This is a genomic window from Deltaproteobacteria bacterium (genome assembly GCA_020845895.1).
Taxonomy (GTDB): Bacteria; Lernaellota; Lernaellaia; order JACKCT01; family JACKCT01; genus JADLEX01.
Window position 1 is genome coordinate 22,030 of record JADLEX010000010.1, and the last position, 11,966, is coordinate 33,995.

The following is an 11,966-nucleotide window of genomic DNA, read 5'->3' on the forward strand; positions in this document are numbered from 1 at the left end:
CAGCCGAGGGCGGCTGTGCCACACGTCCCATTTCACTCCGCGCGCGATTTCGCCCCGCGCGCCAGCACGAACGCCACGCCGACGAGCACCGCCGATGCGAAGGCGTGCGCGCGCGGCGTCACCCACCGGCCCCAAGGAAACGCGACGATCTCCGGCGGATGCACGGGGAACCCCTTGGGGTCGTAGAGCGAAAAGAACCACTCGTTTTCGAACAGAAGCGCGAGACCCAGCAGCAGCACCGCGAGGCCGAGCAGCGCCGTCGACGCGCCCTCCACACGAGCCGGCAAGTGTTCGCCGTGGCCGAGCAATTCCGCCGCGCGCGCGAGCGCCGCGAGACCCAGAATCGGCAGCGTCAGAAACACGCACAGCGGCGCGGCGACCTCGTGGTGAAGCCGGTAACTGATCGCACTGCCGAACAATTCCTTGAGCCCCGGCCACGCCGCCGCAAAGACCACGCCGGAGATCGCGAGCAGCGCGAGGGCACACGCGCGGCGCGTCATCGCCGATTCCTCAAACCAACGAAAACGAGCACCGCACCGATGACCACCGACGCGGCCAGCAGCGCGAGGCCTGTGGGATCGGCGAGCGGCGTTTCGCCGTTTCGCGCAAAGAAGTCGAGCAATCCTTCGGGCGCGAGCAACGAGCCGGCCATCACCGTGCGCGCGAGTTCGAGCGCGGCGACGAGGCCGAGCAGCAGCGCGAGGCGGCGCACCATCGCCGCGATGTCATCCACGCGAAACCACGCGAACCGGGACGCGGGCAGCGGCCCGAGCACGAGCTGAAACGGGCCGAGCACGAGCAGCAACAGGAACAGTCCCATCAGGAACATCTGCGCCGGAAACGTGGCGTGAAAGAGGATGTTGCCCGCGGTGGGCGGCAGCTCGCCGAGCAAATTGCCGATCTCGCCCCACGCGAGCCCCGCGCTGTAGAGAAAGCAGACGAATGCGACGAAGACCAGCAGCCACGCGGCGAGCACACCCATGAACGCGGCGAGCGCCACCGCCATGGTGAGCAGCCATCCGCCGATTCCCGTTTGTCCGGAGGTGAGCGCCGTGAGTGGATGCGCCCCGGCGCGCCGCCAATAGCGCGTGGCCAGCAGCGTGAGCACCACGAGCGCGAGAAACGCGGCGGCGTACCACACAACCGAGAAAAATGCCGACGCGGTCACGGTTCGCTCCGCGCTTTGAACGGGCGATCGGCCCAGGGCGCGAGCGTCGACGTCTCGAAAAAGCGGCGCGTGCCGTCGGCCGCGTCCGCGACCACGATCTTCGGCCCCTTGATCGCGAGGTCCGACGGCACCCCCGCGACGCGCGTCTCGCGGAGCGTCCATCGATGCGCACCGCGCGTCGCCGCGACGAGTCGGCGCTCGTACTTCGAGATCGCGTACAGCGTGTCGCCCGCGAGGTCGACCCCCGTCACGCCGCGCCCCGCGGGCACGGGCGGCAACGCGGCGCCGGTGCGTGCGTCATACGCCGCGATGTGCGACGAGCCCGGCGCGGCAACGAAGCACGCATCGGCGACGCACGCGAGATCCGCCGGCAGCGGCGGCGTCGGCACGCGAAACAACTCCGCGCCGTCCGCCGTGGCGATGGCGATCAACTCCTCAGACACGGCGGCGAGCACGTAGAGCCTTTCCCCGTCGGGAGACGGCACGAGCCGCCACGGGTGCGAGGTCTCCTCGTGCCAGATCGCCTTCGCGCGGTAGAGGTCGGCGTTCGGGCGATTTCGCGCGCCGACCGCGCCATCGAGCCGCGCGACGCCGAACTCGTAGCGCATCTGCGCGGGAATCAGCCAGGGGAATTTTTTCTTGCGTGTACGGTCGTGCACGCGGTCGTACCACGCCACGTACCACGCTCCGGAAAGAAACGTGGCCGCGGCGATCGTCGTGCGCCCGGGCATCACCACCGTGGCGGGTTTCACCGTCTTCTCGCGTGGGCCGAGCATCCACAGCCGGTCATCGACATAGGGAATCACGGCGACGAGGCCGCCGGCGGCGATGGCCACGCCGTGCGCGGGGCGATCCAGGTCGATCCAGCGCGGCGGGCGGCCTTCATTCGAAACCCACGCCCGGCCGCTGTGCATCCCGACCCCGGCGACGTAACCCTCGCGCGCGGTGATGAAGCTGTCGCCCTGCCCGCGATCCTCGAGGCGCGCGCGGTGCGTGGGATTCCCGTCCGCCAAATGAAGGAACGCCGCGCAGGTCACCGCGAGCCACGCGAACGCGGCGACGCGTCCCACAATCGTTGCAACGCGCGGGCGCGACGGCATCGGCGGGTCGGACGGACGCGGGGCGGACGGGCGCGAGGCGGAGGTTGTCATGACCCCGCCAGACTATCGGGATTCGCTCCGTGCTCCAAGTGGAGCGACGATCAGGTCAGCACCCGCACCCGTCGTCGTCGTCATCGTCATCGTCGCCGAAGGCGGGGATGTCCGTGGACGAGTCGTCGTCGGACGCATCGTCATCCGACGTGTCGTCATCCGCCGCATCGTCGTCGGCATCGTCATCGGCATCATCGTCCGTCGCGTCATCATCGGCGTCATCATCCGTGTCGTCGTCGTCCGGCTCGATCAGGTCATCGTCGCCGAAGGGCCCGCCGCCGGGCAGGATGCCGTAGTACACGCCCATCCAGTAGCCGACGAGATAGTCCATGCCGGGACCGACGTAACGCGGGTCCTCGCCGTGATTGCAGCCCGCTTCGAAGGGCGTCGACTGCCAGTACATGTCCGTCCAGTGCCGGTCGTCCAGCTCGCGCGCCTCGGCGGTGATCGGGTCGATGTTGATGAGGTCGTTCAGCCACGGGTACTGGTTTCCCAATTCGTCGAGCAGCACCGACAGCGGATCGAGCGGCATGTCCGAGCACGTGCGTGCGCGCCGGTAGCTCGGCGCGGCCCAGTAGCGGCCCAGCGTGTTGAAGTGGTCGTCCTCGATCCAGTCGTAATCGTCCTCGTCGCAAACGCCGAGACGCAGGCAGCCGGTGACGTGCGTCGAATCGAACCACGGGTTGTGCGTGCGCTCCACGTAGGGACGGTTGTACGTCATCCACAGGTCGTAGAGTTCTTCCAGCCGCTCGCGGTCGGGCCACAGGCGAAACATCGCCTGAAAGTCCAGGTGGCGCAGGTTGTTGCCGTAGTACTCGGTGTACTTGTTGTAACCGGCCCAGATGTCCACCGCGAGCACGGGCCGCCACAGGTTGTATTGCTGGTCGAGCAGTTCCCAAATCTCGGGCGTGTCGATCACGTACGCGGCCTGCACGAGCCACGCGATGCGCTTCATCGGGCCGATCCACGCCGCGCCGTTGCCCGTGTATTCGCCGTTCTGGTCGGTGATGTTCCAGTCGTTCGTGGTGAGCATCTCGATCACGTCGATGATGTCGTCGCGGATTCCCTGGCGCACGTCCTCGTGTTCGGCAAGCCCTTCGAGCGCCTCATACGAGAGCACCATGCCCCACCACCAGCCGCTGTATTGGTCGCGGCTCGTGTGATCGACCCAGTACAGCCCCGCGAACTCGCCTTCGCCGTGGTTCTTCCAGTCGTTGTCGTCGCCCTGGCCGCAGTTCCACGGCGCGATGTCCTCGCCCGCGAAGCGCGGGATGTAGCCGAGCGTCTGCGTGATCGCCATGGCGGTGCGCATGTATTCGACGACGCGCAGCACCTCGTCCAGCGCGCCTTCCTCGCCGGTGGCCATGTAGCGCAGCGCCTCGGCGCCGAGGTACATGCCGGTCCAGATCATGCTGTCGCCCTGGTGGTGCAGGCAGCCGATCTCGGTGCGCGTTTCGTCGGTGAACTCCACCGCGCCGGTGAGCGCGCCGAGACTGCCGTTGTGCCAGGTCTCGATCCACTCCTGATACGCCTCGGCCTTGGCGTGCAGATCGGGGTCGAAGTCCGCCGGGGCGGTGGTCGCGGCGGCGAACAGAATCAACAGGGATGTCAGAAGGCGTCGCATTTCAGACCTCGCGATTTCACGGCAAGCCCGGGAAGTTCTCGACAAACTGAATCTTCAGATCGGGGAAGGAATCGACGTACTGCACTTTCAGTTCGGGGAAGTTTTCGACGAACTGCCATTTGCCGCACGCATCGGGGAAGTGCTCGACGTGTTTGACCTTCAGGTCGGGGAACGACTGCACCGTCTGGATTTTGATGTCGGGAAAATTCGAGACGATCTTGACCTTGCCGTAGAGCTTGAAGCCCTTGTACGTGCAGTCGGGACCGACCTTCTTGTCCGACGAACCCGCCGACGTCGCCACGAGTGCCAGTGCGACGGCGATCCCCAAGAGCCGAACGTACGCACGAAGACGCATATTCCATCCTCCCCAAGCGCTGGAAGTTTTCCAGAACGCGGGCGGATTGTCCATGAGGGCGGGAGGACGGGTGCGCAGCATTGCCGATGACACACCTGCTACGGTATTCGACCGATCGGAGGAAGCCGGCCGGAATGGATGAACGCTGATATACCTGTATAACCGTTTAAACGGTTATGCGGTTATACAACTTGACCGCATTTTCGAATCGGTTGCGTCGAGATCCATGCGATTGTGGGATTGCGTCTCTGCGAAAACCCGGGAGGCAACGGAGCGTCCGGAGACTCAGATCTCGCCGCGTCCCTTCGCGGAATCCGTCAGATCGATCAGCTCCGCGGGATACGGACGCAGCAGGCTCTGGCGGCGCAGGTAGTCGTATCCCTCGCGCTCGGACCACGAGGCGAGCAGGGCGATGGGCGCGGCGAGCGGCGCGCGGCGTTCGCGATAGCGTCGCACGAGCTGCACGTAGTTCTTTTTTTCCGCGGGGGAGAGGGACTTCTTGAAGAAGCCGAATGCGTGCTCGAGCGCGTTGATGACCGCTCCGCGCCGCCACGGGGCGTCGAACACACCGGCAAGGACCTCGGCGTACGCGGCGAACACACCGTCCGGCGCAAGGCCTTCGCGGTTCGCCACGATGTTGCCCAGCCGGCGCATCGCCGACTCGCGCGCGGCCATGAGCAGGAACTTGTGACGGGCGTGGAAATCGACGAGCTCGCTCATCCGGCCCGTTGCCCGCGCGGCACGCAGCTCGGCGAACGTAAAAACGCGAATGAGGAAGCGTTCGCGGATCACGAAGTTCGACAGCCGCCCCTCGTCCTCGACCGCGCCCTCGCCGAACCTTTGCAGCACTTGGGCCGCAAACAGCCCCGGTCCCTTGGCGGAAGCCATCGCGTCGGGGTTGGCGTCGGCGTAGTGCTTCACGTCGCGCGGCCCGCACGAGGGCGAGCGCGACTTGAGAATGAAGCCGTCGATCGGACCAAGCGAATCGAGCGTCGCGTCGGTCCACGCCCGCATTGCGTCGGTCAGATCGCGGCCCGATTCGGGCTGCACCAGTCGGGGTTCCGCGCCGCGCAGGGCGATCCGCACCGGCGGACGCGGCGTGCCCAGACCGATTTCGGCCTCCGGGCAATGCGTGACGAGGTCGGCGTGCGCCGCGAGTCGCTCCGACAGATCGTCGCGCAGCATGGCCCCATCCCACCGGCAGGCTTCGAAGCCCAGGCACCGGCTGACGAAGATCCGGGGACGCGCGAAGGTCGGTTCGCCGGGTTCCGGCGAGGTCGTGTGCTCGGTCATGTGCGCCTTTTAGCGCGAACACCGTTCGGATGCGAGCACGCCACCGATGAAAGGTCCGTTTTCATTGACACCACGGGGCGCGCCGTTAACATCATCGCGCGTCGTCCAATCGGCGCGACGCATGCAATCGGCGCAACGCAGGAGGGCGCGCTCGCCCATGTTCGACGTCGGCGGTTCCGAAATCCTGCTGATTCTCTTTCTCACGCTGCTCGTGATGGGGCCGAAGAATATCCCCAAAATCGCGCGCACGCTGGGCAAGACCATGCAGCAGGTCCGTCGCGTCACCAACGAATTCAAGCACGCGATGGAAGACGAGATCCGGGTGCTGGAACTCGAGGAACTCAAGGCCGAACGCGCCTCGACCGTCGCCAAACGCCCGACCGAACCCGTCGCCGCGAGAACCGCCACGGCCGAATCCGATTCCGCGTCTCCCTCGCCCGCGACGTCGACGGAGCGTGTGGAGTCCCCCGTGGAGACCGTCGAGACCATCGATCCGGCGGCCGATATCCCCGTCGAGCGCGAGCGCACGGGCGCGCGTCCGGTCGTGCCGTCGACCGAGACGGTGGCACGCGGCGCGGACGATGGAGGTGCGGCGTGACCGGGCGCGACGGCGAGCTCGCCGGCCACATGACGCTGACCGAGCACCTGACCGAGCTGCGCAAGCGGCTGCTGTGGTGCGCCGGGGCGATCGGCGTGTGCTTTTTCGCCGCATGGAATTTCGCGCCGCGCATCTTTGCGCTCTTCATGGAGCCGCTCACGCGCGTGCTGGGCGAGGGCCGGCAGGTCGTGTTCACCTCGCCCGCCGAAGCCTTCATCACCTACATGAAGGTCGCGGTCACGGTCGGCGTCTTCGCGTCGGCGCCGGTGATCTTCTGGCAGATCTGGCGCTTCGTCGCGCCGGGACTGTACAAGCGCGAACGTGCGTATTTCGGCGCGGTGGTGATCGTCGGTTCGTTCTTCTTCGTGGGCGGCGCGCTGTTCGGCTACTTCGGCGTGTTCCCCGTCGGCTTCGCCTACTTCATCAAGACGTTCGAGACCGAAACGATCCGCGCCATGATCAGCGTGAAGGAGTACTGGAGCTTCGCGCTGACGATGCTCGTGTGCTTCGGCATCGCGTTCGAGCTTCCCGTTTTCGTATTCTTTCTGGCGCGCGTCGGCATCGTCACGCCGCAGTGGCTGTGGAAAAACTTCCGCTACGCCGTGCTCGTCATCTTTATCGGGGCGGCGATCTTCACGCCGCCCGACATCATTTCCCAGATCACGCTCGGCGTGCCGCTCGTCATACTCTATCTGCTCGCGACCGGGGCGGCGTATCTGTTCGGCTCGCGCGGCAAAACGGCCGACGCGACAAACGCCGCCGACATGGCCGAAGAGTAGTCGCCTTCAGCGCTTGCGGACACGGCCCGTGCTCACCGCCCACCAGCCGTAGGCGAATCCGCCGATGTGCGCCCACCACGCCACGCCCGGGGCGAGCGGATCGCTCATGATCGAGCCGAAGATCTGCAAGGCGAGCCATAGGCCGATGAAGATTTTCGCGCGCCACACGAAAAAGATCGGGTAGATGATGATGAGAAAGAACCCCTTGATGCGCGCCGACGGAAACATGTGCAGGTACGCGCCCAGCACCGCCGCCACCGCGCCCGACGCGCCGACCATCGGCACGCGCGATCCCGGCTGCACGACCGCGTGCGCGAGGCACGCGACGAGCGCCGCGACGAGATAGAAGCGAACGAACGCGCCGCGCCCCAGCCGGTCCTCGACGTTGTCGCCGAAGACCCACAGGAACACCATGTTTCCCGCGAGGTGGGCGATACCGCCGTGTAAAAACGCGCTGGTGATCGCGGTGACGGGCGTCAGGATCGAGTCCCACGCCCAGGGGTGCAGGATCTGATACGGCACCGCCGCGAAGCGAAGGCCCGAATCACGCACGCCGAGCTGCCACACGAACGCGGCGATGTTCGCGGCGATCAATAGCGTTGTCACGACCGGCGCGCGACGCGTGGGATTGAGATCGCGATAGGGAATCATGTCCGGGCAGGATTAGCACATCGGTGGTCCCACGGGGAACGCCCGGGGCGGGGTGATCGTGCGACTAGGAGTCCGGATGCGCGGCGTTGAGCGCGTCAAGCAGCTTTCGTGATTCCGGGTGACTCGGCACGTTCTCGAGCGCCTTCTCCAGCAGATCTCGCGCTTCGTCGTACCGATGTTCGCGGATGCGGATCTTGGCCAGCGCACTGTACTTTCGCGCGTCACGGTCGGGCGCCACGTCAATGGCCTTCGCGAGCATGGACTCGGCTTCCTTGGTTCGTCCCTGGCGGAGATACGAGAGCCCGAGCCCTTCGTACGGGCACGGGAAAGCCCCGGGGGCCACATTCGCGGCGCGTTTGAACGCGTCACCGGCGTCGTCGAAACGGCCACGATTGAGGGCGAGAATTCCGAGCTGATTCACCACATACGGATTGTCGGGGTACAACTTCGCCAGTTTCGCCAATGCGACTTCGGCTTCGTTATATCGGCGAAGACCCGTGAGCGACGTCACCCGTGCCATGCGGGCGAAGAAATTGTTGGGGACTTGGCGAACCAGCGTATCGAGGAACGGGAGAGCTTCGGCGTGACGCGCTTGGGCCGAGTAGGTCCATGCGAGGCCGAGCAGCGCCATCTCGTGAACGAACGCGCGAGATCGATTGTAATCGTTGTAAGGCGTCACAAGAAAGGCGACGTGGGGAATCGTGACCGGACGAAGCGCTCGGGCGAATCGCCGTTCGGCGTCATCGAATTTTTTCTCGGCGAGTGCGTAATGCCCGGCCACGACATCCCGGGCCACCGCGGCGTCCAGACCCAGCCAACGAGCGACCACGCCGACTTTGAGCGGTTCCTCGTTGAGAAGCGCAAGCGCGTCCTCGTCCCGATCGAGAGCGAGCAATACGAGCGCCTTGAGGGCGACATTGGTGGAGGAGGTTTCGAGTTCCACCGCTCTTTCGGCGAATGGGAGCGCGCGTTCGAAATGTCCGCGTCGATACGCGCGGATCGCCGCGTCTTCCTGCGCGAAATCCCAGTAGTGGTCGAGCTCCGCGGCTTTGATCCGGTTTTCGGTTTCGTCGTCGAACCTGCCGACCTTGCCGTAAAGCTGACCGAGCGCCTGGAACGCGCACCCGGAATACGAACGGCTCAACCGCGAGTTCAGAAGCTCTTCCGCATGGCCGGTTGAGTTCTTCATGAAGTCGATCGCCTCGTCGTTTCGGCCCTTCTTCGCCAGTATGCGGCCGAGCGCGAGATTCACATCGGCGACGACAAAGGGATCGCGGGTTGGTGAATCCGAAGCGAGGTAATTTCGAAAGACGGTTTCCGCGATTTCCGGCTCGTCCAGGGTCCTGAGTATCACGCCGAGCGTGGTGACCACGTTGTCGTCATCGGGATTCAGTTCGATGGCCCGAAGATACGACGTTTTTGCGCGTGCCAGCCAACCGATGTCGTTCCAGACCTCGCCGTTCTTCGCCCAGAGAGGCTGTCGATCGGGAGCGCGCCGAAGGGCGGCGACGTAAGAGCGGTGCGCTTGAAACGCCCACCAGCGACGGCAGAACCACGAGTTCAGCGTGAACTCCCGCGACACGCGAAGGTAAGCGTCGCCGGCGACTTCGGCGGCTTCGGGCGACTCCGGGTGGCAGATCCTCAGGTGCTTCGCCATGACGCGAAGGCGGATGTCCAACGTGGGGATCAATGTCGGGGGTTCATCTAGGAGAGTGCGCGCTTCGCGGACGTCAGAGCGGACATCCCCGCACTCGATCGTGTCGCCATCGCCGATTCGGCCCTGATATACGGCGGTTTCGAGAGAGAGGATCGAAATCCCGATCACGGAGGACATCGCGAACGCCACCGCAAGGATCCTCATGCGAGGACTTCGCTGGACTCCGACGACGAGCGCCCTCATCCGCGACTTCGCTTTGGTCCAGTGCGCTCGGGCCCATCTCGCCATGACGTCGGGCTTGCCTTTCCGCGAAAACGTCCGCCCCCGGAGGCACTCGCCCCGTGGGTGCGTTTTCGCGCTTAAGATTTCTTATTCATATCATATCATGACCATCGGTCAAGATTTTGGTGTCGTCCGAAAGGTTCCCATATCATGATAACTTCCGGGTCGAGCGAGCGCTGGAAGGTGCGTCGCCGACGACTGGGCCGCATACGCGACATCGCATGTCGGGTTGACGCCGCGGCTGCTCGTGACATAGATGTGGCGCGATTTAGCCCTTGTCATTCCGACCGGAGTGAGCGAAGCGAACGCAGTGGAGGAATCCCTTACGGGTTGAAGTCTTAAGGGATCCCTCGACTCGGCCTGACGGCCTCCCTCGGGATGACAGGGGGCATGGCCTCCCTCGGGATGACAGGCCGGCCCGCAGCCAGGAGCGATATGTCCATTGCCGCGACGACCGTGAACGAGATGTTTGAGCGCATGCGCGAGCGCCTGGCGCGACTCGTGCCCGAGGCCGAACTGCGCCTCAAGGCCGAGATCGCGTTCGAGGTCAACCGCATCAAGGCCGAGCGCGGGGCGATCATCCTGGGCCACAACTACATGGAGCCGGCGCTCTTCCACTCGGTCTGCGACGTGGTCGGCGATTCGCTGGAACTTTCGCGACGCGCCGCAGCGGCGAGCGCGGACCCCATCGTGTTTTGCGGCGTGCGTTTCATGGCCGAAACCGCGAAAATCCTGAACCCCGAACGCACCGTGCTTTTGCCCGCGAAAAAAGCCGGTTGCTCGCTCGCCGACGGCATCACCGCCGAAGATGTGCGCCGGTTGCGCGAGGCGTATCCCGGCGTGCCGATCGTCACCTACATCAACACCTACGCCGACGTGAAGGCCGAGGTGGATGTGGTCTGCACGTCGGGCAACGCGGAGCGCGTGGTGAACGCGCTCGACTCCGACCTCGTGATTTTTTTGCCCGACGAATACCTGGCGCGAAATGTCGCGGCCGAAACGGGCAAGACGATTCTCGTGCCGAGCGGCGAGTTCGACGCGCTCGAAGACGTGCGCGCGCGCGGCATCGGCATGATCGGCTGGCGCGCGCGCTGCGAGGTCCACGAAAAATACACGGTGGATGACATCGCGAACGTGCGCCGCCAGTTCCCCGACGTGTACGTGCTCGCGCACCCCGAGTGCAGCCCCGAGGTCGTCGCGGCGTCCGACTATTCGGGCAGCACCACCCAGATGGTGCGTCAGGTGAAGGAACACGACGCGGCTCATTACCTGCTGCTCACCGAATGCAGCATGGGCGACAACATCATCGCCGAAAATCCCGAGCGCGACATTTTGCGGATGTGCTCGGTGCGTTGCCCGCACATGAACGAGATTACGCTCGAGAACGTGCTCGACTCGCTGCGCCACGACGTCGAGATGATCGAGGTCGAGGAGTCGGTGCGCGTGCGGGCGAAGAAATCACTCGACCGCATGCTGGCGATCGGGTGAGGCGGGGCGTCGAAACCTGAGGCTGGCGATGGCGACCACGGCTTGTCGAGTGATGTCAAAGTCTGTAGATGATGCATGATTCACTGGGGAAGCTCGTGAAAGAATTTCGACAACCCGTTTATCTTTCTGAAAAAGACGAACCGACCCAAAGGATCCGCTGTCCCGTCCACGGCTTTATTCGATTCTCGAAGAGCGAAAAAGCGGTTATCGACCACCCATACTTTCAGCGGTTGCGTGACATCAAGCAGTTGGCTTTGACCGACCTGCTCTATCCCGGCGCTAACCACACGCGATTCGAGCACTCCCTCGGCGTGATGCACGTCGCCACGATGGCATTCGACTCCCTGTGCCAGAAAAAGGGAAGCACGATCGAATCCATCGCGAAAGAGGACGAGGCATTCGCAGATACCCCGCTGGCGAAGAGCCGTCAGGCCCTTCGCCTCGCCGCGCTGCTTCATGATGTCGGACACGTCGCATTTTCCCATGCCGCGGAACGCGTCATCCTCGGAAAGTGGGGCAAACAAACGCACGAGGAACTGACGTCTCTGATCGTGGAAAAGAGCAGTCTTCAACGCGGGATCGACGGATTATTTTGGCAAGGATGCGCGAAAACCGTTGGGGAAATCATTCGAGGCGCCAAAGAGTCGCCGCCGCAGCGGAAGTTTCTCTGCGACCTGATCTCCGGAGAAATGAGCCTGTCCCATTCTCCGTGGAAAGTGGATCGGCGGTTCGGTTAAACATGGTTACGCCACGCCCTCTTTCCGGTCAAGCTCCGCGCCCGCATTGAGGGCGGCCTGAAGCATCCACAGGTCCTTGTAGCCCATCACCTTGCGGAAGCGCTTTTCGTGCTCCAGCAGCGCCGTCGCACACCAGCGCAGCGTCATCGCGGGATCGCGCCACCGGCTCACGCGTCGGGTCCG

13 protein-coding genes are annotated in these 11,966 nt (G+C 64.7%); 4 read left to right on the forward strand and 9 right to left on the reverse strand.

Translation table 11 applies throughout. From position 1 onward, the window contains the following. Nucleotides 1–32: 32 nt before the first annotated feature. The 6 genes from IT350_00990 to IT350_01015 form a co-directional block, all read right to left on the reverse strand. Nucleotides 33–500: a hypothetical protein gene (locus IT350_00990; protein MCC6156596.1), complete on the reverse strand. Its 468-nt coding sequence runs from the start codon at nt 498–500 to the stop codon at nt 33–35. After that, a complete protein-coding gene (locus IT350_00995) occupies nt 497–1,168 on the reverse strand; it encodes a hypothetical protein (GenBank protein ID MCC6156597.1) in 672 nt (223 codons plus the stop codon). Before IT350_00995 ends, IT350_00990 begins: the two co-directional genes overlap by 4 nt. After that, nucleotides 1,165–2,268 (reverse strand): hypothetical protein, encoded by a 1,104-nt coding sequence (locus IT350_01000; GenBank protein MCC6156598.1) that lies wholly within the window; start codon nt 2,266–2,268, stop codon nt 1,165–1,167. The genes IT350_00995 and IT350_01000 overlap by 4 nt, the downstream gene beginning before the upstream one ends. Before the next feature lie 106 nt (nt 2,269–2,374). After that, a complete protein-coding gene (locus IT350_01005; protein MCC6156599.1) occupies nt 2,375–3,943 on the reverse strand; it encodes a hypothetical protein in 1,569 nt (522 codons plus the stop codon). Between the two features lie 16 nt (nt 3,944–3,959). After that, nucleotides 3,960–4,253, reverse strand: coding sequence for a hypothetical protein (locus IT350_01010; protein MCC6156600.1), 294 nt, complete (start codon nt 4,251–4,253; stop codon nt 3,960–3,962). Between the two features lie 330 nt (nt 4,254–4,583). Further along, a complete protein-coding gene (locus IT350_01015) occupies nt 4,584–5,591 on the reverse strand; it encodes a DUF1722 domain-containing protein (GenBank protein ID MCC6156601.1) in 1,008 nt (335 codons plus the stop codon). Between the two features lie 157 nt (nt 5,592–5,748). On the opposite strand from IT350_01015, the gene tatB reads away from it, so the two are divergent. Beyond that, a complete protein-coding gene (tatB, locus tag IT350_01020) occupies nt 5,749–6,189 on the forward strand; it encodes a twin-arginine translocase subunit TatB (protein ID MCC6156602.1) in 441 nt (146 codons plus the stop codon). Nucleotides 6,190–6,218: 29 nt separating this feature from the next. Then, nucleotides 6,219–6,968, forward strand: a complete 750-nt coding sequence (tatC, locus tag IT350_01025; protein MCC6156603.1) for a twin-arginine translocase subunit TatC — start codon at nt 6,219–6,221, stop codon at nt 6,966–6,968. A gap of 6 nt (nt 6,969–6,974) precedes the next feature. Here tatC and IT350_01030 read toward each other — a convergent pair whose 3' ends face one another. Both IT350_01030 and IT350_01035 read right to left on the reverse strand, forming a co-directional pair. Beyond that, nucleotides 6,975–7,574 carry a rhomboid family intramembrane serine protease gene (locus IT350_01030; protein ID MCC6156604.1) on the reverse strand — a complete coding sequence of 200 codons (600 nt, stop codon included), beginning with the start codon at nt 7,572–7,574 and terminating at the stop codon, nt 6,975–6,977. A gap of 109 nt (nt 7,575–7,683) precedes the next feature. Then, the gene (locus IT350_01035; GenBank protein MCC6156605.1) at nt 7,684–9,480 is read right to left on the reverse strand and encodes a tetratricopeptide repeat protein; all 1,797 of its coding nucleotides are present in this window, start codon (nt 9,478–9,480) and stop codon (nt 7,684–7,686) included. Nucleotides 9,481–9,993: 513 nt separating this feature from the next. Here IT350_01035 and nadA point away from each other — a divergent pair. After that, a complete protein-coding gene (gene nadA, locus IT350_01040; GenBank protein MCC6156606.1) occupies nt 9,994–11,046 on the forward strand; it encodes a quinolinate synthase NadA in 1,053 nt (350 codons plus the stop codon). Nucleotides 11,047–11,141: 95 nt separating this feature from the next. Further along, a complete protein-coding gene (locus IT350_01045) occupies nt 11,142–11,783 on the forward strand; it encodes an HD domain-containing protein (protein ID MCC6156607.1) in 642 nt (213 codons plus the stop codon). A 6-nt stretch (nt 11,784–11,789) separates the two neighbouring features. Here the strand turns inward: IT350_01045 and IT350_01050 are convergent, their stop codons facing one another. After that, nucleotides 11,790–11,954 carry a hypothetical protein gene (locus tag IT350_01050; GenBank protein MCC6156608.1) on the reverse strand — a complete coding sequence of 55 codons (165 nt, stop codon included), beginning with the start codon at nt 11,952–11,954 and terminating at the stop codon, nt 11,790–11,792. Between the last annotated feature and the right edge of the window lie 12 nt (nt 11,955–11,966).

What these genes read in the sequence shown, in the direction of transcription:
- IT350_00990 (MCC6156596.1), bottom strand. Translation starts at nt 500, where the DNA reads ATGACGCGCCGCGCGTGTGCCCTCGCGCTGCTCGCGATCTCCGGCGTG.
- IT350_01000 (MCC6156598.1), bottom strand. Translation starts at nt 2,268, where the DNA reads ATGCCGTCGCGCCCGCGCGTTGCAACGATTGTGGGACGCGTCGCCGCG.
- IT350_01005 (MCC6156599.1), bottom strand. Translation starts at nt 3,943, where the DNA reads ATGCGACGCCTTCTGACATCCCTGTTGATTCTGTTCGCCGCCGCGACC.
- IT350_01015 (MCC6156601.1), bottom strand. Translation starts at nt 5,591, where the DNA reads ATGACCGAGCACACGACCTCGCCGGAACCCGGCGAACCGACCTTCGCG.
- tatB (MCC6156602.1), top strand. Translation starts at nt 5,749, where the DNA reads ATGTTCGACGTCGGCGGTTCCGAAATCCTGCTGATTCTCTTTCTCACG.
- tatC (MCC6156603.1), top strand. Translation starts at nt 6,219, where the DNA reads ATGACGCTGACCGAGCACCTGACCGAGCTGCGCAAGCGGCTGCTGTGG.
- IT350_01035 (MCC6156605.1), bottom strand. Translation starts at nt 9,480, where the DNA reads ATGAGGATCCTTGCGGTGGCGTTCGCGATGTCCTCCGTGATCGGGATT.
- nadA (MCC6156606.1), top strand. Translation starts at nt 9,994, where the DNA reads ATGTCCATTGCCGCGACGACCGTGAACGAGATGTTTGAGCGCATGCGC.